General features: G+C 57.4%; 25 protein-coding genes. 8 read left to right on the top strand and 17 right to left on the bottom strand.

Annotated elements, in window-relative coordinates:
* The first annotated feature begins 34 nt into the window (after positions 1–34).
* Positions 35–892 (top strand): zinc-ribbon domain-containing protein, encoded by an 858-nt coding sequence (locus RCCS2_RS07515; RefSeq protein ID WP_008232891.1) that lies wholly within the window; start codon positions 35–37, stop codon positions 890–892.
* A 164-nt stretch (positions 893–1,056) separates the two neighbouring features.
* Here the strand turns inward: RCCS2_RS07515 and RCCS2_RS07510 are convergent, their stop codons facing one another.
* The 5 genes from RCCS2_RS07510 to argH all read right to left on the bottom strand — a co-directional run bounded on the left by RCCS2_RS07510 (position 1,057) and on the right by argH (position 7,008).
* Positions 1,057–3,708 (bottom strand): DUF4175 domain-containing protein, encoded by a 2,652-nt coding sequence (locus RCCS2_RS07510; protein ID WP_008232890.1) that lies wholly within the window; start codon positions 3,706–3,708, stop codon positions 1,057–1,059.
* A gap of 61 nt (positions 3,709–3,769) precedes the next feature.
* The gene (gene lysA, locus RCCS2_RS07505; RefSeq protein WP_008232889.1) at positions 3,770–5,038 is read right to left on the bottom strand and encodes a diaminopimelate decarboxylase; all 1,269 of its coding nucleotides are present in this window, start codon (positions 5,036–5,038) and stop codon (positions 3,770–3,772) included.
* A gap of 76 nt (positions 5,039–5,114) precedes the next feature.
* Positions 5,115–5,450, bottom strand: coding sequence for a DUF2834 domain-containing protein (locus tag RCCS2_RS07500; RefSeq protein WP_008232888.1), 336 nt, complete (start codon positions 5,448–5,450; stop codon positions 5,115–5,117).
* Positions 5,450–5,623: a hypothetical protein gene (locus RCCS2_RS18535; RefSeq protein WP_008232887.1), complete on the bottom strand. Its 174-nt coding sequence runs from the start codon at positions 5,621–5,623 to the stop codon at positions 5,450–5,452. The genes RCCS2_RS07500 and RCCS2_RS18535 overlap by 1 nt, the downstream gene beginning before the upstream one ends.
* On the bottom strand, positions 5,620–7,008 hold the full coding sequence (gene argH / locus RCCS2_RS07495) for an argininosuccinate lyase (protein ID WP_008232886.1): 1,389 nt from the start codon (positions 7,006–7,008) through the stop codon (positions 5,620–5,622). Before argH ends, RCCS2_RS18535 begins: the two co-directional genes overlap by 4 nt.
* A gap of 14 nt (positions 7,009–7,022) precedes the next feature.
* On the opposite strand from argH, the gene RCCS2_RS07490 reads away from it, so the two are divergent.
* The gene (locus RCCS2_RS07490) at positions 7,023–7,583 is read left to right on the top strand and encodes a TlpA disulfide reductase family protein (RefSeq protein WP_037293725.1); all 561 of its coding nucleotides are present in this window, start codon (positions 7,023–7,025) and stop codon (positions 7,581–7,583) included.
* 172 nt (positions 7,584–7,755) lie between these two features.
* Here RCCS2_RS07490 and RCCS2_RS07485 read toward each other — a convergent pair whose 3' ends face one another.
* A complete protein-coding gene (locus RCCS2_RS07485; protein WP_008232884.1) occupies positions 7,756–8,031 on the bottom strand; it encodes a hypothetical protein in 276 nt (91 codons plus the stop codon).
* A gap of 174 nt (positions 8,032–8,205) precedes the next feature.
* Positions 8,206–8,775 (bottom strand): YqgE/AlgH family protein, encoded by a 570-nt coding sequence (locus RCCS2_RS07480; RefSeq protein ID WP_008232883.1) that lies wholly within the window; start codon positions 8,773–8,775, stop codon positions 8,206–8,208.
* A gap of 105 nt (positions 8,776–8,880) precedes the next feature.
* Here RCCS2_RS07480 and RCCS2_RS07475 point away from each other — a divergent pair, with 105 nt between their 5' ends.
* Entirely contained in the window at positions 8,881–9,684 is an 804-nt protein-coding gene (locus tag RCCS2_RS07475) for a protein-disulfide reductase DsbD domain-containing protein (RefSeq protein ID WP_008232882.1), read from the top strand.
* Here RCCS2_RS07475 and RCCS2_RS07470 read toward each other — a convergent pair.
* The 5 genes from RCCS2_RS07470 to RCCS2_RS07450 form a co-directional block, all read right to left on the bottom strand.
* Positions 9,681–13,076: an efflux RND transporter permease subunit gene (locus tag RCCS2_RS07470; protein ID WP_008232880.1), complete on the bottom strand. Its 3,396-nt coding sequence runs from the start codon at positions 13,074–13,076 to the stop codon at positions 9,681–9,683. The two genes, RCCS2_RS07475 and RCCS2_RS07470, sit on opposite strands and share 4 nt — an antisense overlap.
* Complete coding sequence (locus RCCS2_RS07465) at positions 13,076–14,530, bottom strand: efflux RND transporter periplasmic adaptor subunit (RefSeq protein WP_008232879.1); 1,455 nt, start codon at positions 14,528–14,530, stop codon at positions 13,076–13,078. Before RCCS2_RS07465 ends, RCCS2_RS07470 begins: the two co-directional genes overlap by 1 nt.
* Before the next feature lie 70 nt (positions 14,531–14,600).
* Complete coding sequence (moaB, locus tag RCCS2_RS07460; protein WP_008232878.1) at positions 14,601–15,143, bottom strand: molybdenum cofactor biosynthesis protein B; 543 nt, start codon at positions 15,141–15,143, stop codon at positions 14,601–14,603.
* Between the two features lie 7 nt (positions 15,144–15,150).
* Positions 15,151–15,705 carry a hypothetical protein gene (locus RCCS2_RS07455; protein WP_008232877.1) on the bottom strand — a complete coding sequence of 185 codons (555 nt, stop codon included), beginning with the start codon at positions 15,703–15,705 and terminating at the stop codon, positions 15,151–15,153.
* Positions 15,706–15,717: 12 nt separating this feature from the next.
* Complete coding sequence (locus RCCS2_RS07450) at positions 15,718–16,509, bottom strand: uracil-DNA glycosylase (RefSeq protein WP_008232875.1); 792 nt, start codon at positions 16,507–16,509, stop codon at positions 15,718–15,720.
* A 925-nt stretch (positions 16,510–17,434) separates the two neighbouring features.
* Between RCCS2_RS07450 and RCCS2_RS07440 the strand changes: the two genes are divergently transcribed.
* Genes RCCS2_RS07440 through RCCS2_RS07420 form a run of 5 tightly spaced genes read left to right on the top strand, consistent with a single transcriptional unit; the run spans position 17,435 to position 21,591 of the window.
* Positions 17,435–18,391 (top strand): aspartate carbamoyltransferase catalytic subunit, encoded by a 957-nt coding sequence (locus RCCS2_RS07440; protein ID WP_008232873.1) that lies wholly within the window; start codon positions 17,435–17,437, stop codon positions 18,389–18,391.
* Entirely contained in the window at positions 18,388–18,942 is a 555-nt protein-coding gene (locus RCCS2_RS07435) for a hypothetical protein (protein WP_008232872.1), read from the top strand. Before RCCS2_RS07440 ends, RCCS2_RS07435 begins: the two co-directional genes overlap by 4 nt.
* Positions 18,943–18,976: 34 nt before the next feature.
* Entirely contained in the window at positions 18,977–20,260 is a 1,284-nt protein-coding gene (gene pyrC, locus RCCS2_RS07430; protein WP_037293719.1) for a dihydroorotase, read from the top strand.
* Positions 20,260–20,865 (top strand): glycerol-3-phosphate 1-O-acyltransferase PlsY, encoded by a 606-nt coding sequence (plsY, locus tag RCCS2_RS07425; protein ID WP_008232869.1) that lies wholly within the window; start codon positions 20,260–20,262, stop codon positions 20,863–20,865. Before pyrC ends, plsY begins: the two co-directional genes overlap by 1 nt.
* Entirely contained in the window at positions 20,866–21,591 is a 726-nt protein-coding gene (locus tag RCCS2_RS07420) for a hypothetical protein (protein ID WP_008232867.1), read from the top strand.
* Here RCCS2_RS07420 and RCCS2_RS07415 read toward each other — a convergent pair.
* Genes RCCS2_RS07415 through RCCS2_RS07395 form a run of 5 tightly spaced genes read right to left on the bottom strand, consistent with a single transcriptional unit; the run spans position 21,585 to position 25,195 of the window.
* The gene (locus RCCS2_RS07415; RefSeq protein WP_008232865.1) at positions 21,585–22,955 is read right to left on the bottom strand and encodes a glutamate--cysteine ligase; all 1,371 of its coding nucleotides are present in this window, start codon (positions 22,953–22,955) and stop codon (positions 21,585–21,587) included. The two genes, RCCS2_RS07420 and RCCS2_RS07415, sit on opposite strands and share 7 nt — an antisense overlap.
* Positions 22,956–23,012: 57 nt before the next feature.
* The gene (locus tag RCCS2_RS07410; RefSeq protein WP_008232863.1) at positions 23,013–23,531 is read right to left on the bottom strand and encodes a hypothetical protein; all 519 of its coding nucleotides are present in this window, start codon (positions 23,529–23,531) and stop codon (positions 23,013–23,015) included.
* Positions 23,524–23,763, bottom strand: coding sequence for a hypothetical protein (locus RCCS2_RS07405; protein ID WP_008232861.1), 240 nt, complete (start codon positions 23,761–23,763; stop codon positions 23,524–23,526). The genes RCCS2_RS07410 and RCCS2_RS07405 overlap by 8 nt, the downstream gene beginning before the upstream one ends.
* On the bottom strand, positions 23,760–24,476 hold the full coding sequence (locus RCCS2_RS17880; RefSeq protein WP_008232858.1) for a hypothetical protein: 717 nt from the start codon (positions 24,474–24,476) through the stop codon (positions 23,760–23,762). The genes RCCS2_RS07405 and RCCS2_RS17880 overlap by 4 nt, the downstream gene beginning before the upstream one ends.
* Positions 24,473–25,195: a 16S rRNA (uracil(1498)-N(3))-methyltransferase gene (locus RCCS2_RS07395; RefSeq protein WP_037293716.1), complete on the bottom strand. Its 723-nt coding sequence runs from the start codon at positions 25,193–25,195 to the stop codon at positions 24,473–24,475. The genes RCCS2_RS17880 and RCCS2_RS07395 overlap by 4 nt, the downstream gene beginning before the upstream one ends.
* Between the last annotated feature and the right edge of the window lie 2 nt (positions 25,196–25,197).

Below are 25,197 nucleotides of genomic sequence, written 5' to 3'. Positions count from 1 at the left end.
TTAACTAAAAACGCCGGGCAGAAGGAATTTTATCATGAGGCTGATTTGCCCCAATTGTGATGCGCAATACGAAGTCTCTGATGACGCGATCCCACCCGGTGGACGCGATGTGCAGTGCTCAAATTGTCAGCTGTCCTGGTTTCAGACCGAAAAACCAACGGTCCCGGGCCGTGAAAAGGCACAAGACGACGCTAAACCATCTGACGACGCGACCACAGCAGATGAGGTGGACGCCAAAGACAACACCGATCAGGAGGGCGCCGAAACAGAAACCGAGGACACGTCCGAGCCTGTAAACAACGATACCACATCCGAAGAACCCGAACTTGCCCCGGCACCACAGCGCAGGCCCTTGGATGATGCCGTCGCCAGTATCCTGCGCGAGGAAGCAGCGCTTGGCGCTACTGCATCGGTGGCATCAAGTGCCATCGCCACACCGCCTGCCACGGAAGCTGCGAAACCGCCCGCACCTGTAACGGCCGACGAAACCCGCCAGCGCATCGCACAGATGACGGCAGATGAAGGCGGCACATCAACGGCCGGCACTGCCAAATCAAGTGCGGCTGATGATGCAAGTGCAGATGCCGCACATCTGCGCACGGTCCCGTCGATCAACGAAATCAACGCAACTTTACGCGCACGCGCGCAAGCCAACGACACCTCTGGCCTGACCGAAGCCGAGAAAGAAGAGGCCGTTCAACGCAAAGGTTTCCGCCGCGGTTTCTTTTTCGTTCTGATCATTCTGGCCATTCTTATTCTGCCATACGTCTTTGCAGACATAATCACAGAGAACCTACCGCAAACGACAGGCGTCATGGCGTCTTACGTAACAATGGTTGATCAACTGCGCGTTGCCCTGAACGACATGATCAGCGGGTTCACGGCTGAATAACCCAAGCACGGCAGAAATGATCTAATCTGAGAGCAGGACCAATCGTCAACCTGATGTTGGAAATCCGCGGACAGGATGCGGCGTTGATCAATGCTGGCGGGCTATCCTTTTCGCACCGACTGTTCTTTGATCGCTTAACCGGCGCAAGACGAGTGGCACGTATCTTAGAATTGATCCAGCAGACGTCTCAGGTAATCGCGTTCGACTTCGGGGCGTTGCTGTTCGGCAGAACGACGGCGGATTTCATCAAGCAGTTCCTCGGCGCGCCGATTGATATCGCCGTTGCCCAGTAATTCCTGATCGGTGCCCAACTGTCCGGTGTTGCCCATCTCACGGCCCAGCGGGTCACGCTGGCCGGGGGCGGGTCGGCCTCTTGCCTCGCCTTGCTCTGATCCTTGGCCCGGCTCTGCGTTCTGGTTTTCGGCCAAAGCCTGACCCAATTCGCGCATGCCGTTGCGCAAGGCATCCATTGCCTCGGCTTGCTGATCAATCGCTTCGGCCAGATCACCCTCGCGCAATGCATCTTCGGCCCCTTCCATCGCACCTTCAGCACGATCAAGCGACTGGCGGGCAATATCGCCTATTTCGCCGGGCAGGTTCGGCAGGCCATCGCGCTGGCGTTGCAGTTCTTCACGCAAGGCTTGCTGGCGCTCGGCCAAGCTGCGTTCGTCGCCTTCGCCCCCCGCACCATCACCGCGCTGATCACCGCCTTGGCTGTTCTCGCCCACACCTTGGCCGCGGCCCTGACGGCCACCCTGACCGGGCTCACTGCCTTGGTTGCCTTGCTGGCCTTGCTGTTGGCCGGGTTCCTGACCTTGTTGGCCCTGCTGACCTTGCTGTTGGCCGGGCTGCTGGCCTTGCTGCCCCTGTTGGCCGGGCTGTTGCTGGTCTTGTGGGCCACCGGGGCTGAATTGCTCTTGCAGGTCGCTAAAGCTATCGTCGGACAGTTCTTCCTGCTCGCGCAATGTATCAGCAAGATCTTCCATCGACTGCTCACCGGGGCTTGGTGGCCCGTCACCGCCTTCGCCTTGGGTGACGCGCAGGTTTTCCATCATCTGGTTCAGCTGTTCCATCAGCTCTTGCGCCTCGGCCATGCGACCTTCTTCCATCAACTCTTGGATGCGGTCCATCAATGCTTGCAGTTCGTCCATGCCAAGCTGTTCGCTCTGCTGACCACTGTCGGCCTGATCGGTGCCATCGTTCGGTTCGGCCTCTTCAGCAAGCATGCGCAGGTAATCGTCCGTTGCTTCGCGCAGTTCTTGCATCAGTTCGGCAATTTCCTCGTCCGAGGCACCATTACGCATCGCTTCAGACAGCCGCTCTTGCGCGCGGCGCAACCGCTCACGGGCATCGGCCAAGCGGCCATCTTCCAATTGCACGGCAAGGTCCCAAAGCGCCTCGACAATCTCGGCCTGCACCTCATCCGTCAATCCCACATCGTCAAAGTTATCCAAACGGCGAATGATTGTGCGCAACCGCAGATAGGTTGTTTCATTTGAAAACAATCCTTCGGGACGATGTGACACCGCCCGTAAAATCTGGTTCACGCGCGGCGCGTTGGCCTTCGACCACATCAAATCGCGGCGCTGTTCAATCACTGCGCGGGCAAACGGCTGAAAGAAGCGGCGACCTGGCAGGATCATCGGCTCAGCCGGGGTTGTGCCGGTCTGTTCGGCGGCATCAATCACTTCAAATTGCAGGGTCACAGGCAGGTTCGCCAAAGGATGCTTGCTCAGGTTATCAACCAGAAATTCATCGAAATCGGTCCGATCCCCGGTGAAGGGCATTGGCAAATCCAGCACCAACGGCGCAATCGGATCTGGGTCAATTGTCAAACCATACTTGCGATCTACCTGGGTCAGATCAAGCGCGATAACAGCCGTTCCAAATTCCACGCCATAATCGTCGAAAGCCGTGAACGGCTGGGACAGTTCACCCATTGCGTCAGATTCAATCGGACCTGTCAGATCAACACCCGGTACGGCGTCATCAACAGCCGTTACCTCCCACGTCGTCTCTGTGTCACCGGCGATGGTCAGCGTACCTGTCTGCGTGATATCAAACTGCTGCTGCGCGTCAGAGGCAGAACCAACTTCACCAATCCGCCCCGACACGGTTTCAGCCACAGTCAGTGCACCGACCTCACCATAAAGGCGCAGCGTCACTTGGCTACCTTCCGGCACGCGCAAGGGACCTGCGGGAATATCATTAAGGTAGATTGACGGCTTACCGGTATAAGCAGGCGGTTCAACCCAGCCTTCCCAAACAGGGCCGGTCGCCAATGTCTGTTCGCCACCTGTCACGATTTCACCGACAGACGCGACGCGGAACAGCGACCCAAACATCAAGGCCGCAACAAAGAACAATAACGCAATAAAGCGCAATCCATAGGGGTCGCGATCCGACACCCGCAAATCAGGTTCGACCGGGCGCGCTTCTTTGGTGCGGTCAGCCATCCGCACCATGTGGGCTTTCCAAACCGCCTCTGATGCAGCATCACCGCTGCCTATGGCTTGGGTATCAGCGATCGCCGCAATAGGACGCCCGGGCATGGCCGCGTCGACACGCTCCAACGCCGCAGCAGCGCTTGGCATCCGAAACCAGCGGATACCCCAGCCAAGCGTGACCAGAAACGCAATAACAGCAATGACAGCAGCGGCCCAGAACACCTCAAGCGGTAGCAGGTCCTGCCAGCCCATTATCAACGGGGCGAGGATCAGAAAAACAACGGTCCAAAACGGCCAGAAACAACGCACAAGCTGTTCAGCAACCATCCCGGCACGGGTGGCAGCAACAGGAAAGCGCAAATGGCGCATTGGGTCGTGGCTGTTTTTCAGCGGGCCTCTCCCATTTATCGCGACGCGCGGTGGATATGTTTTAATCTAACCACTCTGGCAGCGTATCGCGTGCAATCATCTCTTCATAGGTAGGGCGTGGGCGGATAACTGCAAATTGATCGCCATCCACCAGAACCTCTGGGATCATGGGGCGCGAGTTATATTCGGACGACATGACCGCGCCATAGGCCCCGGCAGAACGAAACGCGACCAGATCATCGGCCTTCACCGCTGGCATTTCGCGCCCCTTTGCGAAGGTGTCGCCACTTTCGCAAACAGGGCCAACGATATCATATTTGGCAGGCACAGCACCCGGTGCAGGTTCCACCACCGGCACAATGTCATGCCACGCTTCATACATCGCAGGACGGATCAGATCGTTCATCGCGCCATCAAGGATCAGGAATTCACGGTCTTCGCCCGATTTTACATAAATCACCTTGGACACCATCAACCCGGCATTGCCGGAAATCAGACGCCCCGGTTCAATCTCAATCTCGCAGCCCAAATGACCGACAGTCCGCTGGATCAGCGCACCATAGTCTGTGGGCAACGGCGGTGCCTCGTTCGAACGGGCATAAGGAATGCCCAAACCCCCACCCAGATCAAGGCGCTTGATCTCGTGGCCGTCCGCCCGCAATTGTTCGGTCAGTTCAGCGACCTTGTTATAGGCGGCTTCAAACGGGGCAAGCTCTGTCAGTTGCGACCCGATATGCACGTCGATGCCGACAACTTTCAGGCCTGGCATCGCACCCGCCATCGCGTAAACCTCACGCGCACGGCTGATTGGAATGCCAAATTTGTTCTCGGACTTGCCTGTGGCAATCTTGGCATGGGTCTTGGCATCCACATCCGGGTTCACCCGAATGGTGATCGGCACAACGGCATCCAACGACTGCGCCACGCGGTCCAGCACGATCATCTCGGGTTCGCTTTCAACATTGAACTGGCGGATCCCGCCTTCAATAGCGAGGCGCATTTCATCTGCGGTCTTGCCCACACCCGAAAACACAATCCGATCGCCCGGCACGCCGGCCGCCTTGGCGCGCAGGTATTCCCCGCCGGACACCACATCCATGCCAGCACCGGCATTCCCCAACAGCTTGATCACAGCTTGGTTCGACAACGATTTCATCGCAAAACAAACAAGGTGGTCGCCCCAATCCAACGCCTCGTCAAACAAGGTGAAATGACGTTTCAGGGTGGCCGTGGAATATACATAAAACGGGGTGCCGACCGCCGCCGCAATCTCGGCCACGGGGACGTCTTCGGCATACAATGCGCTGTCACGATACAGAAAATGATCCAAGCCTGTGATCCTTGTCCAAAACCAGTTTTGGGACATAGCAGATCAGCGGCAAAGACCAACCCTGATTTGGCGGGGCTTAAACGCGCACGGTGCCAACGTCCGGCAGATACATCACGCGACTGCGTAAGTAGAGGTACAGCGGCAAACCACAGCTGACCCCGATGCAAAACGTTGCCGGGATCGCAATCAGGCTCAGCCAGTTTCGGTTCTTGATCGCCTCAACCAAAATCCAGATGGTCAGGGTCACGGCAGCAATCGTCAGATCCCAAACCAACCCACTGGTCGCTGCACTCACATGCCACGCATCGACCATGGCCATGATATCCCAGCCTTCGGCCCGAAACCATGAGATGAAGTAATACATCGGATGGATCGTGCCCCAAATGGCAAGTAACAGAAAAACGACACGCATCAGAAACCCACACCGACAGAGACCGTGCCATTGGATGCGCCCACGCTGGTGGTTGTGTTCACACCATTACTGCCGACACTCAGACCCACATTCGCATTTGGTGTAAACGGCGCGCCATCGGCACCGCAAGCAGCCAAAGCCGCTACTGTCAAAACCAACGCAATTTGCTTCATTTCAAAACCTCTTTCCAATGTGCCACTTGGGCACGAACCTGCGACGGTGCGGTCCCCCCGAAACTGGTGCGGGACGCGACCGAATTTTCGACCCCCAGCACATCAAACACGCCCTCAAGGATGCCATCGTGAACGGTCTGCATGTCTTCCAGCGTCAGGTCAGGCAAATCACAGCCCTTCGCTTCGGCCATCGCCACCAATGATCCAGTCACATGATGCGCTTCCCGGAAAGGTAGCCCAAGTTCGCGCACCAGCCAATCGGCCAGATCGGTCGCGGTCGAAAACCCGCTTGCGGCAGCCGCTTTCAGGTTGTCATGCTCCGCCGTCATGTCCGCGACCATCCCGGTCATCGCAGCCAAGGCCAGCATCAGGTTATCAGCGGCATCAAAGGTCTGTTCCTTATCTTCCTGCATGTCCTTGGAATAGGTCAGCGGTAGGCCTTTCATCACCGTCATCAGCGCCACATTCGCCCCGAAAATTCGGCCAATCTTGGCGCGGATCAGCTCGGCCGCATCCGGGTTGCGCTTTTGCGGCATGATGGATGATCCGGTCGACCACTTGTCCGACATCTTCACAAACCGGAACTGGGCCGAGGACCAGATCACCAGTTCTTCGGCCAAACGGCTCAGGTGCATGGCGCAAATGCTCGCGGACGCCAGAAACTCCAGCGCGAAATCCCGGTCCGCCACAGCATCCAAAGAATTCGACATTGGGCGGTCAAAACCCAATGCGTCCGCCGTCATCTGACGATCAATCGGAAAAGACGTGCCTGCAAGCGCCGCAGCGCCCAAAGGCGAGGTGTTCATCCGCTTACGCGCATCCGCAAACCGCGACCGATCTCTGGCAAACATCTCCACATAAGCCAACATATGATGGCCCCATGTGACCGGCTGTGCTGTCTGCAAATGGGTAAAGCCGGGCATCACCCAATCGGCCCCGGCTTCGGCCTGACCCAGCAATGATTTTTGCAATGCGGCCAAAGCCTCATCCGCCTGATCACATTGATCACGCACCCAAAGGCGGAAATCGACAGCCACCTGATCATTACGTGACCGAGCAGTGTGTAAACGCCCCGCCGGTTCGCCGATCAAATCGCGCAAACGGGCCTCAACATTCATGTGAATGTCCTCAAGCGCTGTGGAAAACGGAAATTCCCCGGTTTCAATCTCTGACAAAACGGTGAGCAGGCCTTCCCGGATCGCCTCGGCATCGGTATCTGTGATAATACCTGTGGCGGCCAACATGGCGGCATGGGCGCGTGAACCTGCGATGTCCTGCGGTGCAAGACGGCGGTCATACCCGATTGAGGCATTGATCGCCTCCATAATCGCGTCTGGTCCGGCGGCAAAACGCCCGCCCCACATTGTGTTTGCGGATTTGGTCATAAAGGAAGTCGCCCGTGCGTAAATTGATGTCTGCCCTGCTTTATACGGCCCTTATGGGTCTTGCAAATACTGGCCACACGGATGTGGCCGCCGCAGAAGCGATGCGCGAAGGCGATATGCGCAAACTGATCTTCCACAGCGCGCCCATGGCCAGCTCTGACGTGGCCTTCATGGGCGAAGACGGGCAAGACATGACGCTGGCAGATTTCCAAGGCAAACACATCGTCCTGAACTTTTGGGCCACATGGTGTGCGCCTTGCCGGCACGAAATGCCGCATCTGTCAGCACTGCAAGAACAAATGGGCGGTGACCAAATGGAAGTCGTGACCATTGCGACAGGCCGCAACCCCCTGCCCGGCATGCAACGGTTCTTGGCGGAAATTGAGGTCGATAACCTGCCATTGCACACCGACGCACGACAGGCGCTTGCACGCAGCATGGGCGTGCTCGGCCTGCCCGTAACAGTGATCCTTGATCCTGAGGGAAATGAGATCGGGCGCATGCAAGGCGACGCCGATTGGTCGAGCGAGAATGCGATGGCGATTATGCAGACTTTGATTGGGTCTGAGGGTTAGGGCAACTGACTGATATCTTTGATGCAATCAGGACAATCTAGACATATCCTTAAGCACTGCACTTTCATTCGGCAACAATGCGGACGAAGCGGACCTCAACGCAATGTGAAGCATCGGCAACTATGCACACAAATCCGGACTTTGGCCGATTTTGGGTAATGCGCAAACTGTATCATGCGATGTCCAAGCGTTTTGCCAACTCACGCATCAAATAGCTGTTGTTCGGCGTGAAATGTTGACCCAATAGTGTAAATAGTTCTCGCGTATTTTCAGGCTTCACCCATCCAAAGTTCCATCGGGTTTGTTCATCCTCGCCTTGATCAATAGCTCTAAGAAAGCGTTGATGATCCGCAATAATTTCAGCTGGGATACCTAACTCAATGAGAACAACAATGTTGATTTTGCGCCATTCATCTAATGGATCAGAGCTTGTTTTGCGGTAGGACATGCCCAAAAATCTATACACGAAACAGCCACAGTTTCAATCGGCAAGGTTTGTTACAATCCAAGATGATGTTTGAGGAACATAAAGCTCTAATCAATCACTCAAAGTTGACCTTAGCGCGATGTGCAGCATCGGTAACTTTAGGCTCGAAGCAGTCATTCCCAAACCGCAAACCTTTCAAGCCCGCCCCGCCGTCGCAGACAACACTAACGGATCAACCCCCAGCAACTTGAGCGCCGCCGCCCATTTTCCAGCGTTATCCGCCCCAAACAATATCGCGTCATTCGGCGCACAGGTCAGCCAGCCGTTCTGACCAATCTCGTATTCCAACTGTCCCGGTCCCCAGCCAGCATAGCCCAACGCCATCATCGACACGTCTGGCCCTTCACCCTTGGCGAGGTCTTCCAAAACCTGCAATGTCGCGGTCATCCTATAGTTTTCGTCCACATCCAGCGTCCCATTGTCAGACGCATAGTCGTTGGAATGCAGCACAAAACCGCGCTGACCGTCCACCGGTCCGCCATAGTGTACACGTATATCACGGGCGCTGACCGATACCGGAATGTCCATTTGGTCCAACAGCTTGGCGAACTTTACCTCTGGCTGTGGTTTGTTCACGATCAATCCCATGCCGCCCTCTTCGGAATGGGCGCACATGTAGACAACGGTATTGGCAAAGCGCGGGTCGGACATGTCAGGCATCGCGATCAGCAGCTTCCCAACAAGGGTCGAATCTGGAACGTTCATAGTCCTTAAGATGGGAAACGCAGGGCTGTGACGCAAGCACCATCATTGCAAAGCCTATCGCAAACGTGACTTCCCATTGCAGGCCCGATGAATAAATAACCAATCATGCGCAAGAACATGCTGATATCCCTCGCTCTGATGGCTTTGCCGACACTGACAGTCGCGCAAGATTACAGCGATATGGCCCAGTTCGAGATTTTACCGGGTTGGCGCACGGCAGATGGTGATCACATTTCGGCCGTCAAGATTACTTTGAAACCCGGCTGGATCACCTATTGGCGCGCGCCGGGCGAAGCAGGCATTCCACCTCAGTTCAGCTTTTCCAGCGACAGTGCGATCACAAGCATTACGCCCCATTGGCCCGTCCCGGATGTCTTTGATGACGCAGGGCTGCAATCCATCGGCTACTACGATAGCGTCATCTTCCCCCTGACAGTGGATGCCGGTGGGGTCACCGGCGATATCGCGGTTACCGGCCAGCTGACCATTGGCGTCTGTGAAGAAATCTGTATTCCCGTCACCTACACCTTTGACACACTGCTGCCGCAGGCCGGAACGCACGACGCAGCCATTACCGCGGCACTTGCCGATGATCCGCTCACGCGGTCCGAGGCCAATGTCGGCGATGTCACCTGTGCCATTGATCCCATCAGTGACGGTCTGCGCATGACAACGCAAATTGATGTGGCAAAATCAGGCTACGCCGAATTCGTTGTCATCGAACCCAGCGATCCGCGCATCTGGGTGTCGCAAGCGGATGTGACACGCGCCGGTGGCACGCTCAGCGCCACGGTCGAGATGGTGCATCCCAGCGGTCAGCCTTTTGCCTTTGACCGGTCAGGCGTGCGGATCACAGTGTTGGGCAATAATGGCCACGCGATTGATCTGTTAGGATGCAGCGCGGGCTAGCTGCGCGCGCGGCGCAGGCTTTGCCCCAGCAAGGCGATGACATAGATCGCCAGCAAAAGCACCATCAGCCCTATCACGAAAAGGCCAAAAGCAGCCCCCATGCCGCTATTGAGCATCGGTAAGACGGCCGCCACCGCTGGCAAAGGTGCCCCTGTAAACACAACCGGCCCAACCGTCACTGCAAAGAGCATCAAGGCCCCCAAAGCACCCAGCCCTGCAGGCACGAACATCGCCAGCCTGCGCCCGCGTAGCGCACGCTTTGCCGATTGTACCTGCCGATACACATCCGCTTGCATGGCCATGACGGATGGCACGATCAACAGCACAAGCACCATGCCAAAGGCCAAACCAAACACCAGCGTCACCACCGTGGGTTTCAAAAATTCCGCCTGATTAGAACCCTCATAAAGCAGCGGCGTCAGCCCCAGCACCGTCGTCAATGTGGTTAGCATCACAGGCCGCAAACGGTCCACCGTCCCATCAATAATCGCAGGCACCAGACCACGATCCTGCGCATATTCATCCACCGTCGTGACCAGCACGATACTGTCGTTGATGATGATCCCCACCATCCCGATCAGGCCGACGACTGTGAACATGCTCAGCGGAATATCCCAAACGTAATGCCCAAAAATGGTCCCCACCAAGGCAAATGGAATAATCGACATCACGACAACAGGCCGCGTCCAACTGCTGAAAATCCACGACAGCGTCAGGTAAATCCCCAACAGGACCAAAATCAGACCGGTCCGCGCATCATTCAGGAACCGCTGTTCCTGCTCGCTTTGCCCAGACAGTTGCGTTTCAATCCCAAAGTCACTCTCCATACGCGGCAGGATATCGTCGTTGATGATCTGCTGTATTTCCGTGGCCCTTGCCGCATCCTCATCATCCAGATCTCCGATGACGGAAATCAACTGAATGCCATTCTCGCGCCGCACGGTGGAAAAGCCGGTCCGGCTTTGCACGGTCACGACATCGGGGAGGGGCACGTAAACACCTTCAGGCGTTCTGATCTGCGTGCGATCCAGAAAATCCGCCGACAACTCTCCCGCAGGCAATTCCACCCTGATCGTCGCTGATCGCGCGCCATCCGGAAAACTCGCCGCTTCAATCCCGCCCAAACGGTTGCGCAGCACGCGACCCAACCCGTCAATGCTCAGGCCCAGCGCATCGCCTTGTGGTGTCAACTCAAGGATCAACTCTTCCTTGTCATAGGCCAACGTATCCTCAAGTCCCGAAATCTCGGCAAATTGCGCAAGCTCTGTCTTCAGCGCCTCGGCCGCCACCTTCAATGTTTCGCTATCAGCACCAAACATCTGCACATCCAGACTGTCACCGCCGGGGCCAGAGCCCCAACTGCGAAAGCTGACTGTTTCCGCCATCGGATGCTGCACAATCGCGTCCTGCAATGCGGCGACAAAAGCAAAACTGGTGTAAGGGCGGCTATCGGCATCAATTAGTTCAATTGTGATTGCACCCAACTGATCGGCGTCTTTGGTATCAGACCCCGCAATCGCGCGGCCCGAATTACCACCAATCTCGGCTACCACAAATTTTAGCGGGTTTGCGCCATGTTCAGCCTCATATTCCGCGCCCAGCGCTTCGGCTGCGCGCTGCATTTCGCGCATCATCTCGAACGTGTCATCGCGCGTCGCACCGGGGAGCATGGCAAAATTGCCGGTCACCTGGCTTTGCTCTGGGGCGTTAAAGAACCGCCAACTGACGTCGCCCTTGATGAAAAGCGTGATCTGGCTAGCCAACAACACAACCGCCATTGCAAACACCGGATAACGCGCCTTGATCACAAACCCCATAAAAGGCCGAAACAGCGTTTCCTTGAACCAATCAAAGCCACGGTTTACCGTGCGCGAAGGCCAGTCATACCAATGCTCTTTCGCCGAATGCGCGATGGAATGCGCAAGGTGGTTTGGCAAGATCAGGAAACACTCGATCAGACTGGCCGCCAGCACCACAATCACCGTAAACGGAATGTCAGAGATCAGATCGCCAAAGCGGCCGCCGATGATCACCAGCCCAAAGAAGGCGATAATCGTCGTAATCGTGGCCGAAAACACCGGGCTGAACATCCGCTTCGCCGCGCGTTCCGCCGCAACAGTCGGGTCCTCACCCAGTTGCCTGACCCTAAAATCAGCGTGTTCGCCCACAACAATCGCGTCATCCACCACGATCCCCAGCGTGATAATCAGCGCAAAAAGCGAGATCATGTTGATCGTGATCCCCACCGCATACATCAGTGCAATCGCGGCCAGCATTGCGACAGGGATGCCAAAGGCGACCCAGAACGCCGTGCGCGCATTCAGGAACAGGAACAACAGCCCAACCACCAGCATCAGCCCGGTCAGCCCGTTATCCAACAGGATATTCAAACGCCCCTCGATCAGTTCCGCGCGGCCATTGGTCAGCTCAATCGAAACGCCATTGGGCAATGAAGCGGTCAACGCGCGCGCGACCTCCTCGACCGTTTCTTGCATGCCAATTGCATCACCCTGCGGCGTCCGCTGCACACGCACCTTGATCGCCGGATTTTCACCCACAAAATAGGCGCGGTTGCGGTCCGCACCCTCTACCCGTACCGTCGCCACATCATCAATCGTCAGTTGCGACCCATCAGCATTGGACCGCAGCACAATCCCGCCAATGTCTTCAGCCGTGCGCTTGGCCACCCCAGTCCGCACCCGCGCGTTGGCCGATACGTCACCTGCCGGATCAGCCGCAGCTTCTTCGGCAATGCGCGCGGAGATATCCGACAACCCAATGTCGTATTGGATCAGCGACAGCGACGGCACCTCAACAATCGTGGACGGGGCCGCGACACCCTGCACAATGACCTGCGTCACGCCTTCGGCAAACAGCCGCGTCGAAAACTCGTCCGCAAAACGCCCCAACTGATCAACGCCCACAGGCCCCGTGATCACCACGTCGGTGACCCGGTCGCGCCATCCGCCGCGCCGGACAGATGGTTCATCAGCATCCTCTGGCAGGCTCGTTGTGCTATCAACGGCCAGTTGTACATCCTCCGCCGCGCGGTCGATGTCATAGCCCGGGTCAAACTCGATACGGATCGACGCGCGGCCTTCACGCGATGTCGCAGCGGAAGAGGTAACGCCCTCAACCCCCAGCAACACAGGTTCCAGAACCTGCACGATAGCCTCGTCCACGTCCTCCGCACCCGCGCCGGACCACGTGACCGAAACCGTCAGGTCATCGACAACCACATCAGGGAAAAACTGCGCCCGCATATTGGGGAAGGCGAACAAGCCAGCAGTCAGCATCACAACCAGCAGCAAATTTGCCGCCGTCCTGTGCCGCGTGAAATAAGACAGAAGACCGCCTGCGCCTGCGTTCAACCGCTCAGCCCCGGTGACCATCAGCTGCCCATCCGCGCTTCAAGGCGGGTTACGGTATCTGAAGATACTTCATCTTCTTCCAACTGCCCGATAATGCGCGCTTTCACGTCATCGGGCATGCGACCTTCATTGACAAAGGCAATCAGTTTCGCGCGACGTTCGTCATCCAGCGTAATCATCTCAGGCTCTGCTGCGGCCGCGACCCCGCCCGGAACAATCGGGCGCACCTTGATCCCGGCGCCCAATAATGGTGAGCGTTCGGCGACAATTGTCGCCCCGGCTGCATCACCCACACCGATAATCACGTCATCACCCTGACGGCGCAGCAAAGTCACATCAGCCACACTCAACCGGTCCTCATCACCCACAATCAGCACGGTCTGATCGGGCGCGACTGCGGTTGCAGGCACCAGCGCCACGCCTTCCAAGGCAGGCTCATTAATCCGCACGGTCACAAAATCACCGGGGCGGAAACCGGGGGCCGCCTCCAACTGCGCGAATAGCAAACGACCCGTTTGCCCCGCGCCCACGGCGGCACCTTCGCGGGTAATTTGCCCCATCGCGCGTAAGTTCACACCAGATACATCCAACGTCACCGCAATCGGCGCGTTGATCAGGTCACCGGCCTCATCCAACAACCGCGCATACTGCGAGGTGGACACCCGGAAAGACACCTCTAATCGCGTCGGATCAACCAATTGCGCAAAGCGTTCATTCGCGGTGACACGGCCACCCGCACTGACGGTCACATCCGCCAATGTACCATCAAATGCCGCAAAAACCTCGGTATCTGCCACCGCGCGCTCCGCCTCTGCCACACCAATTTCAGCCCGCGCCAACCGTGTTGTCGCCTGATCAATCCGCGCTTGGGCCGAGGCAGAGGCCTGCCTGCGCGTCAATACCGCCGCCTGCGCAGCAGACGCCGCCAATTCCGCCGTTTCAACTGCAGCCGCCGTGCCCACACCACGCGTTTCCAAGTCTTGCGCACGGGCCAAAGCCTGATCCCGCAACACGGCCTGAGACCGCGCTGCGTCCAATTCATCCTCGGCTAAAATCAACGCACGTTCCGCATCACGCACCTCGGCCTGCGCATCTTGTAAATCAGCGCGCACGCGGTCTAACGCCGCCTGCGCCTCAACCGGGTCAATGCGCAACAAAAGCTGGCCTTGCTGAACCGTGCCGCCTTCAACCAACGCATCGCTGGCTTCTACCACGGTCCCACCTGTCGCACTGCGCAAGTCAAGGGTGCGCTGGCTGCGCAGTTCACCAAAAACGGTCAGTTCAGGGACAAGCGTCTGCGGTTCTAACATCACTACATTTACTGCCAGAACCCGTTCACGCTGGGGAAAACTGCGTGGTTCTTCGTTCATGCGCGCCACAACAGCACCACGCACCATTTCACCTGCCCAGGCGATCAGGGCCAGCGTAACCGCCAGCAAGAAAACACCTGTAAGGCTGCGTCGTAGAAACCGCATATTGATATCCCTTCGCCCCATCTAAACCTAGGCGGCGGCGATTTGCTTTCCAGTTTAACGCACGCAGGCGTTACTTCCGTCGCAAGTGTTCATCCAAGCGCGGCATGATTTCCACAAAATTACAGGGACGGTGGCGATAATCGAGCTGTTTGACCAGAATTTCATCCCAAGCATCCTTACAAGCGCCCGGCGATCCCGGCAGGGCAAACAGATACGTCCCTTGGGCCACACCCGCCGTCGCACGACTTTGCACTGCACTGGTGTCGATCTTTTGCATGCTGACGATGGTGAAGATCGTGCCAAACGCATCAATCTCTTTCTCATACACATCGCGGTGCGCCTCCACTGTGACATCGCGCCCGGTCAGGCCTGTCCCACCAGTGGAGATAACCACATCAACCGCATCATCCGCGCACCATGCGCGCAGTTTTTCCGCAATCTGATCCCGTTCGTCCGCGATGATTGTGCGATCCGCCAGCGTATGACCGGCGGCCGCAATCCGATCCACCAAGGTTTGCCCTGATTTATCATTCGCCACTTGCCGCGTGTCGCTGACCGTCATCACGGCAATGCGGACCGGCACAAAGTCCATCGTTTCATCAATACGGCTCATCTGGTCCTCACAGGCACGGGTTGGCAACCGGCAAACGCGGGGTCGCCATCATCCCGCTGATTTCTTCGGCCCCTTCCGGCGAGAAAACACGATCGGCCAGCGTTGTCACCAAATCAAGGTTCGAACAAAACGGGCGCGCCCCTTCGATTTGCGATGAAACGAGGGCGTTGTAGCGCTCTTGCGCCAATTCAGGATCAACAGGCGGGATCACATTCTCGGCATAAAACGCCAAAGCTGCACTGCGATAGGCCGTCTGCGTTTCGACCTGCGCGGCAGGCAGCTCCGCCTCGCACGCCTGCATCGCACTTTCTATCGTGGCCAAGATGCTGACAAAGCACCCCATCGCACCCTGCCCGCCTTCATCAAGGCCTGTATAGCCGCGCGGCAGGCTTTCATCGCGAATCAGCGTGACATCACCGATGCGTAAAAGCGAACGGGTCTCTGAGACATCCATGACGTCCGCGGCCTTATCCGCAAACAGCGCATCATAGTCGATCAGGTCCAGCGGATCAGCCGCCACAGGCCCCGCGCAAAGCGCCGCAATCACTGCCAGTCGTTTCATCAATACTCCTTCTTACCCCCGCAACCGAGCATTCAAATCTAGCAAATCAGCCCAAGCCTCGCGCTTGGCAATCGGGTTGCGCAAAAGATAGGCCGGGTGGAACATCGGCAGGCATGGCTTGCCCAGAACATCGACCCAATTGCCGCGCATCCGCGTGATCCCGGTACGACCAAGCAACGCCTGACAAGGTGTATTGCCCATCAGCACAACAATCTCCGGATCAGCCAAAGCCACATGCCTTTCCAAAAACGGCAACATCATTGCGATTTCATCTTTATCCGGTGTGCGGTTCGACGGCGGACGCCACGGCAGCACATTGGTGATGTACACACTGCGCGCCGCATCATCGGCAGCACGCCCCATCTGAATGGCCTCCAGCATCCGGTCCAGCAACTGCCCGGCACGGCCCACGAAAGGCCGCCCCGCGCGATCCTCTTCACGGCCCGGCGCCTCACCAATGATCATGACCCGCGCTGCCGGGTTGCCATCACAGAACACAAAGCTGCGCGCGCCCTTCTTCAACTCACAATGCTCAAAGGCTTGCATCGCCGATGAGAGCGCATTCAAATCGCCAGCCGTCTCTGCGGCAGTACGCGCCAAAGCGACAGCATCCACCTCCGGCGCTTTGGTCGGGACAGGCGCAGCCGCAGGCTTCTCAGTCGCAGCCGCCACCTTCGGCGCAGGTTTTGCCGCCTCTAGCGCGTAACGGTCCACAGGCGCGTCCAGAATAGCATCCGTCGCCCCCAACTCGACCTGCCACTCCAGCAGCGCACGGTCGTTCCAATATATCTCGCTCGAATCCATCCCGATTATGATAGACGCGATTAGGATCGGTGTGCAGTGCCTGCACGAAAACTAATTGAATGGCACACCGGCGCTGCTTGGTTTGTGCCTAAACCCACAGCATGCACGTTCTATTTCTTATTGCCGCCGTTGTACTGATACCAATCTCCATCGCACCCATGCGCGCTGTTTGGGTTTGGATCAACATTTTGGTCCTGACGTCCGGCTACTGTTGGCTGACACTTCTTCTGGTCCCGGCACCTGACCAAGAATTCGCATGGGCGATAGCTGTCTTATACGTTGCAGGGCTTAACTTTTTGATCCTAATCTCATTTGCAATACGGATATGGGCTTGCCGGTTTACGCGCGAAGCATGGTAGATAAACACCAAACCTCATCTGCTTGAAAGAATACCGCATGTCGCAAACGGAGCCTGTCTTGCGCTTCTTTTGTTTTACAAAGCCTCGGATGTCTTTCAGGGCACTGGTTACGCCTACATCACGCATATCGGCATCATCTGCATTGCCCTTGCCGTTCTATCATTCGCAAAGGCCGGACGGCTTTCAGCCGTTTACAACTGGTCCGTCGCGTGCATGCTAATCTTACTCACTGCGGCAAGCGCCCTTTATCCTGCCGTCATAAACCATTCTGCAAGCATGCAAGCCAATGGCGCCCGTTCTTGCATCTATCTAAACCAAAGTAGACGGTTCGTCGAAGATGCCCGTGATTTGACCTTGCTAACTTTCGGCAAAGGTCGCAGGACCGCGCACGCGACGCTCATCATCGTTGATGACGGTGTGCCGCGATATGGAAACTGGTCATACCGGCAACACAGCTTCATAGTTCCGTGGGATTTAAGGACACGACCAACGACACTGACTTGCCCCCATTGAAGCAGTCCACCCACATCCCTATAAGAGCTTGAACCGCTTTGAAGAGGGCCCTCATGACATTCCGCGCCAAGCATCTTTTGGGCATTGAACCTCTGCATCCTACCGAAATCACGACGCTTTTGGACTTGGCCGACAGCTATGCCGACCATAACCGCCGCGGCGTGGCACACCGTGATGTGCTGGCAGGTCTGACGCAGATCAATATGTTCTTTGAAAACTCTACCCGCACCCAAGCCAGTTTTGAGCTGGCAGGCATGCGTCTGGGTGCCGATGTGATGAACATGGGGATGCAGGCATCATCCATTAAAAAGGGTGAAACGCTGATTGATACGGCGCTGACCCTAAACGCTATGCGCCCCGATCTGCTGGTCGTGCGGCACCCGCATTCGGGGGCGGTCGATCTGCTGGCGCAAAAGGTCAACTGCGCCGTGCTGAACGCGGGCGACGGCAGGCACGAACATCCCACGCAAGCGCTGCTAGACGCACTGACGATCCGGCGCGCCAAAGGCCGCCTGCATCGTCTGTCGATTGCCATCTGCGGCGATATCGCGCACAGCCGCGTGGCCCGGTCAAACATCATGCTTCTGGGCAAGATGGAAAACCGGATCAGGTTGATCGCCCCACCCACATTGATGCCCTCTGGCGTCGCCGATTTCGGTGTTGAGGTTTTCGAGGACATGGAAGAAGGCCTGCAAGACGTCGATGTTGTCATGATGCTCCGCCTGCAAAAGGAACGCATGGACGGGGGGTTCATCCCGTCAGAGAGGGAATATTTCCACCGCTACGGCCTCGATGCGGCCAAACTCGCGCACGCCAAACCAGACGCCATCGTCATGCACCCCGGCCCGATGAACCGTGGCGTTGAAATTGACGGGACGATCGCGGATGACATCAACCGATCCGTCATTCAAGAACAGGTCGAAATGGGCGTTGCCGTGCGCATGGCCGCGATGGACCTTCTGGCACAGAACCTGCGCGCCAGCCGCAAACCGCAAGAGGTAATGGTATGAGCGAAACGTTCCACATCAAAGCGACTGAACGCGGTGTCATCCGCATTTTCATGGCCAATCTGACAACCGAACAAGCGGAAACCTTCACCCAAAGCCCGGATGAAGACACCCCCGCCCCCATTAACCGCGCCTTGGGTGTGTCCAACCTCAACACTGATTTCATCGAACTTTTCCCCCTCAGCAATCTCGCAGGTGTTGGGCTTGCCGGGTATCTTGTCGAAGGGCTGGGCGTGGCCGAAGAAGACGTCAAACCCCATGCATCCCGCCTGAACGCGATGAGCGGGCAAGTCTTGATCGTGCTTTCGCAAGCCTTTGGCGGGTTTGAGACCACCATCACGCCAACTGCGCCGCTCAAATGGATCGGCACCTATACCGAAGAAGGCTCAGCCGTGAAATTCGAACCGCTCCCGTCGGAGGGGGCAGAAGTCACGCCGGGCACGCCCACAGGCAAACCGCCCAAATCCGATGCACGCGTCGGTGGTATGATCGCCATGTATGCGCTGATTGCCATGTTCATCTTTGTCGGTTTGCTTATCTGGGTGGCTGGCTGATGAACCATCCATCCAAAACATCCGGATCACAGCCATGACCGCCACTTTCTTTGCCAACGCCCGCCTGATTGACCCGGTCGCCTTGACCGACGGGCCCGGTGCCATCCTGATCGAAGGCGGCGTGATCAAAGAGGTTTTTGATACAGGCGCAACCCCGCCCAAATCCGCGAACGTGGTGGATTGCAACGGCCAGTGCCTTGCCCCCGGCATCATTGATATTGGCGTCAAAGTCTCTGAACCCGGCGAACGGCACAAGGAAAGTTTCCGTTCTGCTGGTCGCGCGGCGGCCGCAGGTGGTGTGACGACAATTGTCACACGCCCCGACACACTGCCTGCCATCGACACACCCGAAACGCTGGAATTCGTCGAACGGCGCGCGCAGGAAGATGCGCCTGTGCATGTCCTGCCCATGGCCGCCCTGACCAAAGGCCGCGACGGGCGCGAAATGACCGAGATCGGGTTTTTGCAAGACGCAGGGGCCGTCGCCTTTACCGATTGCGACCGGGTTGTCACCAACACCAAGGTTTTCAGCCGTGCGCTGACCTACGCCCGCTCGTTGGGTGCATTGGTTATCGGCCATGTGCAAGAACCGGGGCTATCCGACGGGGCTGCTGTCACATCCGGCAAATTCGCCTCACTGCGTGGCTTGCCCAGTGTCAGCCCCATGGCCGAACGCATGGCGCTGGACCGCGATATCAGCCTGCTGGAAATGACCGGCGCGCGCTATCACGTGGACCAGATTACGACGGCCCGCGCCCTGCCCGCGCTAGAACGGGCCAAGCGCAACGGGTTGCAAATTACCGCAGGCATCGGCGTACATCACCTGACGCTGAACGAACTCGACGTCGCCGACTACCGCACCTTCTTTAAACTCAAGCCACCTTTGCGCAGCGAAGATGACCGGGTTGCGGTCGTGCAAGCTGTCGCCGAAGGGCTGATCGACATTATCAGTTCGATGCACACCCCGCAGGATGAAGAAAGCAAACGTTTGCCATATGAAGAAGCCGCCAGCGGCGCCGTTGGGTTAGAAACCCTTCTGCCCGCCGCCTTGCGCCTTTATCACGCCGAAATGATTGATCTACCGCGTCTTTTCCGTGCGATGTCGCTGAACCCCGCACATCTGCTTGGCCTAAAAGCGGGACGCCTGCAAGCTGATGCGCCCGCTGACCTGACCCTCTTTGATCCGGATGCACCTTTCCAGTTGGACCGCGCCGCACTCTTGTCAAAATCAAAGAATACACCCTTCGATGGCGCACGCATGCAAGGCCGCGTCCTTGGCACATGGGTCAGCGGCGAACGTATTTGGGAGGGCGCATAATGCCTGACTTGGAAAGCACCTATGCCGTTTTGGCACTCTGGGCTGTCATCGGCTACCTTGCGGGTTCCATCCCCAGCGGAATAATCTTTGCGCGGGTGATGAACCTTGGAAACCTGCGCGAGATTGGCTCTGGCAACATCGGGGCCACAAACGTGCTGCGCACAGGCAACAAGAAAGCCGCCGCGCTCACCCTGCTGTTTGATGCAGCAAAGGGGGCCATTGTCGTATTGGCAGCGCGCATATTGGCCGCCGAAGATGCCGCTCAAATCGGGGCCCTCATGGCCTTTATTGGCCACTGCTTCCCCATCTGGCTAAAGTTCAAGGGCGGTAAAGGCGTTGCGACCTATTTTGGCATCCTGCTTGCCGTAAACTGGCAAATCGGCCTGATCGCCTGCGCGATCTGGCTCGTTGTTGCCGCAGTCTCGCGTTACTCATCACTGGCGGCACTGGTAACGGCTGGCTGGACCCCCCTTATCATTGGGTTCATCTCAACCGGGGAAATGTTCTTTCTGTCCGCCGCACTCTGCTTCCTGATCTACGTCCGCCATTGGGGCAACATCATGCGGTTGCGCAAAGGTGAAGAAACGAAGATCGGCGCGAAATAAGTGTTTCGCCTTAGGTACCTAATTACATTTCTGACACTCTGCACTGGACTGGCGGCCTGCAAAGAAGATGCGCCCCAGCTTGATCTGTTTTCACTGGATATGACGGAAAATGTCGGTAATATCCTTGATACCACCTATGACAAAGTACTGCCCGGCATAGACACTGCCATCAACCCCGGCAGTCTGAACCTCAGAGTGGCAAAGATGGACCGGTTCCAGATTGCCGGTGTTTCTTTTCCATTACCGCAGCGCCCCGACGGACCCAGCCTGCGCTTTCTGCTCTACTCAGACGAGGTTATCGCAAGCCTGGGCGCGCGTATTGCAGAAGGCGTAGGCGGCGCCAGCTTCCAGACTTTTGAGCACCTGGAAGACGGCGACATAAACGCGCAAGTCATAGCACGGGGCGCGGACCCACAGATCATCGGGCTGACCGTCGCTTATTTTGGAGAGGGCGCATTCGTTGCCGATGTCGCGGCGGCTGTGGCCGAGCGCCTTGGACCGGGCGCACCCATCGCACATCTTGATCGCGGGCAGTTCTGGAAAGACGGTAAGCGCTACATCGTGATCACGCCTGACTATGGCAGCATACGCATTCTGGCGGCATCACAGGTTTACAAAGGGTGTCTGTTGCTTGGCCCACCTGGCATTGCCGATGTCGGCGGTTGCGATAGAGAGGCTTTTGCCGCAGCGCTTCCGACATCCATCAGAAGCGCCCCTGATCAATAGCTATACTCACTGTAAATCCGCTTCAGATCACCGCCCCAGTCACCATGATAGTGATCCAGCAACTCATCCGCTGGCGTCTTGCCGCTTTCAATCGTTTCATGCAGCGCGTTCAGGAAATGTGTCTCATCCGCGATCAAACCACCGGCCCCCGGCATCGCGCGCGCTTTCAACCCAGCCTCTGAAATCGCGACGACCTCGCGCGCCAGATCATGCATGTTGATCCCGTCAACCTGCGCCTGCAACCCATCGACGGATGCCGCCACCCGCAACGCTTCACGCTGCTCCGCCGTCCAGCCTTTGCACAGGTCCCAAGCCGCATCCAAAGCGGTCTGATCATACATCAGCCCCACCCAGAACGCAGGCAGCGCACACAACCGCCGCCACGGGCCACCGTCTGCACCACGCATCTCGATAAATTGTTTCACACGTGCTTCGGGGAACACTGTCGTCAGGTGGTCCGCCCAATCTGACAACAGCGGCTTTTCACCGGGCAATGCAGGCAGCTCGCCCTTCAGGAAATCCCGAAACGACATGCCCAGCGCATCGATATATTTGCCATCGCGGTAGACAAAATACATCGGCACATCGAGGACCCATTGTACCCAAGCCTCAAACCCGAACCCTTCGTCAAAGACAAAGGGCACCATGCCGGTCCGGTCCGCGTCCAAGTCACGCCAAATCCGCGAACGCCATGATTTATGGCCATTCACTTGGCCTTCAAAGAACGGCGAATTGGCAAACAAAGCGGCCGCCACAGGCTGCAACGCAATCGCCACGCGCATCTTTTGGACCATGTCGGCCTCAGACCCGAAATCAAGGTTCACCTGCACCGTACAGGTCCGGCGCATCATCGCCGTGCCCATCGTGCCGACCTTTTCCATGTAGTTATTCATCAACTTGTAGCGGCCTTTGGGCATCAGCGGCATCTGCTCATGCGTCCACTCTGGCGCAGCACCCAAGCCGATAAATTTGACACCAATCTCATCCGAGACCGATTTCACCTCGGCCAAATGGACATTCACCTCGTCACAGGTCTGGTGGATCGTCTCCAGCGGTGCGCCGGACAATTCCAACGCGCCCCCCGGCTCAAGGCTCACGTTCGCGCCATCCTTGGTCAGGCCAATAATCTTGCCTTCTTCTTCAACGCGGTCCCAGCCAAAGCGGCCTTCCAGCCCTTCCAGCACCGCCTTGATCGACCGTTCGCCGTCATAGGGCAGCGGCAGCAAGCTATCCTGACAAAACCCAAACTTCTCGTGCTCTGTGCCAATACGCCAATCCGCCTTGGGCTTGCAGCCTTTGGACAGCTCTTCGGCCAGTTGATCATGATGTTCGATAGGGCCGCCGCCGGATTGAGGGATAGACATGGGTGCAGCACTCCGCTGTTGAATAAGTGTCACCCGAGACCTGCCCGAAGGGTGCTGTCAATGCAAGAGCGGCTTGACCCTGCTCCAGACGGTAACCCGCGCATCAGGTGTGTGTGAAAGCACATCAAGAACAGTCGTGGTCTTGATGTCCGGCAGGGCGGCAAAGACATCAAACAGATCTTCTGCACCTTTGGCATTGATCGGAATGGTCAAAACCTGACCTTCGATACTGGTCAAAACCCAACTTGGGTCCGGGTGGCTGGTCGGATCAATCTCTAGCCTGCTCAGGTCCGCCACATCCATGATACCGCCATCCAGCGGGCCAAAGTAGGCGAGGCGACGCTCGCGTATCTGGACGACGCCCGGACCGTCGCCATCTTGGGCAAAGCGTGCACGTTGAACCGCCGCAACACCCCACCCAATCCCGATAAGGCAAAAGATATAGCCCAGCCAAACGTTGATCCCGACACCGGTCAGCGCCCACCAGATACCAAGCAGTAGCACGACAAAAGCCAGCAGAACCTCGCGCCAGCGCCAAAAAAACGCGCGCACTTCGGGGCGCAGGAAATTACTCATAGGTCACCTGCGGTTCCTTATAAAAAGGGATGGTATAGCGGCCTCTGCGCTGAAATCCGATGGCGTCATACGCCCTGCAAACTTGCGAAGACGCGGCAAAAAGGATCGCACGCGGATGCCCACCTGCCATGCCATACCGGCGCAAATTTGACAGGGGAAACAGTGATGTCGCGATATGCGTTTTCAAGAACGCCTCAATCGCCGGACGGTCATCAATCATCGCGCGGATCACCTATCGACCTCTTGGTCCAAAGGATGCCACTGACCGTTTTCCGCGTCATCGCGCGGGATGCTATAGGGTGCAGGTTCAAACCGCGGTGTCATCTCGGTAAAGTCGCGGATCAGTTCCAGGTCCATGCCGTGCGTCCGGTAAAGGCGCCCGCCTTGTGTCTCGTAACGATCATAGGCGTCATGCCGCGGCGCTGGGATACCACCCAAAATTCGCTCGCGCAGGGCCTTTGTCAACGGGGCCGGTTTGCCATTGGTCAGGCGCAACCCGGTGCGACAATCCTTGGTGACGTCACCCGCAACCACTTGATGCAGCCCCGCGGCCCGCCCGACGATATCTGACGTATCCGGCGGGTCGAACAACTGAAAATGGACATTGTCCAAAAACCAGCCACCACAGCGCCAAGCACTTTTCTGTGGAAACAGGGCAAGCGCCGTAAACCATGGGGCGCGGGAAATCACGGTATATTGCGGACCAGCCCGTTGATTTGGGTCGGCATTGTCGACCCCATAGATGAAATATTGGCCATTGTGGGATAACGCGCAGTTCTCGGCGCGCACCGATTTGCGCAACCATTGCCCTTCGGTAAATGTATCCGTCGCAAGGTCCCAGCTGATCAGATTGTAAAGCTTCTTTTCTGATCGACGCAGAATAAGCGCTTGGTCATTCTCGGTTGCAAAGAACAGATAAAGTTGCAGCAGCGGGGCGGTTTTCATGTCCAGTCGCCCAGCGCCTGCTGCCAAACTGTCAGGGCGGCGACTGCGGCGGTATCCGCGCGCAGGATACGCGGCCCAAGGCTGACGGGGTGCGCAAAGGGCAATCCGCGCAAACGGTCCCGTTCTGCTGGTGAAAAACCACCCTCTGGCCCGATCAGGATCGCCCAAGGCCCCTCAACCAGTGGTAATCCAACCCGATCACCGATCAAAACTTCGTCACAAAACATCAACTGGCGGTCCTCTGGCCACGCCGCCAAAAGACGGTCCAGTTTCGCCAGATCATCCACAGGCGGCACAAACGTCCCGCCACATTGCTCTGCCGCTTCAATCGCATGGGTTTGCAGCTTGTCTTGGCGAACCCGGTTGGCGCTCTGGGTGAAATCCGTCTGCACGGGACACACCCGCGAAACCCCCATTTCCACGGCCTTTTCCACGATAAACGCTGTGCGTTCCTTGCGAATAGGCGCGAACAACAGCCATACATCAGGGGGCATCTGCAACGGGCCGGTCTGCGCAGAACATTCCAAAATCCCACCCTTCTTACCGGCCTTCACAACGTCGGCATCCCACGCGCCATCGCGGCCATTGATCAGCGATAAAACAGCGCCTTCGGCCAGTCGCATCACCCCAAACAGATAATGCGCCTGTTCACGGCTCAGAGGAACCGATTGCCCTTGCCCCAGAGCGTGATCTACATAAAGCCGAACCTTGGATGCCATGA

The organism is Roseobacter sp. CCS2 (assembly GCF_000169435.1).
Lineage (GTDB): Bacteria > Pseudomonadota > Alphaproteobacteria > Rhodobacterales > Rhodobacteraceae > Yoonia.
Note: the sequence above shows the minus strand (reverse complement) of the source record. Positions and strands in the feature narration are given on the sequence as shown.

Bases quoted from the DNA above. Each gene is read 5' to 3' on its own strand.
- RCCS2_RS07515 (WP_008232891.1), top strand. From the start codon at position 35: ATGAGGCTGATTTGCCCCAATTGTGATGCGCAATACGAAGTCTCTGAT.
- RCCS2_RS07510 (WP_008232890.1), bottom strand. From the start codon at position 3,708: ATGCGCCATTTGCGCTTTCCTGTTGCTGCCACCCGTGCCGGGATGGTT.
- RCCS2_RS07500 (WP_008232888.1), bottom strand. From the start codon at position 5,450: ATGCGTGTCGTTTTTCTGTTACTTGCCATTTGGGGCACGATCCATCCG.
- RCCS2_RS18535 (WP_008232887.1), bottom strand. From the start codon at position 5,623: ATGAAGCAAATTGCGTTGGTTTTGACAGTAGCGGCTTTGGCTGCTTGC.
- argH (WP_008232886.1), bottom strand. From the start codon at position 7,008: ATGACCAAATCCGCAAACACAATGTGGGGCGGGCGTTTTGCCGCCGGA.
- RCCS2_RS07485 (WP_008232884.1), bottom strand. From the start codon at position 8,031: ATGTCCTACCGCAAAACAAGCTCTGATCCATTAGATGAATGGCGCAAA.
- RCCS2_RS07480 (WP_008232883.1), bottom strand. From the start codon at position 8,775: ATGAACGTTCCAGATTCGACCCTTGTTGGGAAGCTGCTGATCGCGATG.
- RCCS2_RS07475 (WP_008232882.1), top strand. From the start codon at position 8,881: ATGCGCAAGAACATGCTGATATCCCTCGCTCTGATGGCTTTGCCGACA.
- RCCS2_RS07470 (WP_008232880.1), bottom strand. From the start codon at position 13,076: ATGGTCACCGGGGCTGAGCGGTTGAACGCAGGCGCAGGCGGTCTTCTG.
- RCCS2_RS07465 (WP_008232879.1), bottom strand. From the start codon at position 14,530: ATGCGGTTTCTACGACGCAGCCTTACAGGTGTTTTCTTGCTGGCGGTT.
- moaB (WP_008232878.1), bottom strand. From the start codon at position 15,143: ATGAGCCGTATTGATGAAACGATGGACTTTGTGCCGGTCCGCATTGCC.
- RCCS2_RS07455 (WP_008232877.1), bottom strand. From the start codon at position 15,705: ATGAAACGACTGGCAGTGATTGCGGCGCTTTGCGCGGGGCCTGTGGCG.
- RCCS2_RS07450 (WP_008232875.1), bottom strand. From the start codon at position 16,509: ATGGATTCGAGCGAGATATATTGGAACGACCGTGCGCTGCTGGAGTGG.
- RCCS2_RS07440 (WP_008232873.1), top strand. From the start codon at position 17,435: ATGACATTCCGCGCCAAGCATCTTTTGGGCATTGAACCTCTGCATCCT.
- RCCS2_RS07435 (WP_008232872.1), top strand. From the start codon at position 18,388: ATGAGCGAAACGTTCCACATCAAAGCGACTGAACGCGGTGTCATCCGC.
- pyrC (WP_037293719.1), top strand. From the start codon at position 18,977: ATGACCGCCACTTTCTTTGCCAACGCCCGCCTGATTGACCCGGTCGCC.
- plsY (WP_008232869.1), top strand. From the start codon at position 20,260: ATGCCTGACTTGGAAAGCACCTATGCCGTTTTGGCACTCTGGGCTGTC.
- RCCS2_RS07415 (WP_008232865.1), bottom strand. From the start codon at position 22,955: ATGTCTATCCCTCAATCCGGCGGCGGCCCTATCGAACATCATGATCAA.
- RCCS2_RS07410 (WP_008232863.1), bottom strand. From the start codon at position 23,531: ATGAGTAATTTCCTGCGCCCCGAAGTGCGCGCGTTTTTTTGGCGCTGG.
- RCCS2_RS17880 (WP_008232858.1), bottom strand. From the start codon at position 24,476: ATGAAAACCGCCCCGCTGCTGCAACTTTATCTGTTCTTTGCAACCGAG.
- RCCS2_RS07395 (WP_037293716.1), bottom strand. From the start codon at position 25,195: ATGGCATCCAAGGTTCGGCTTTATGTAGATCACGCTCTGGGGCAAGGG.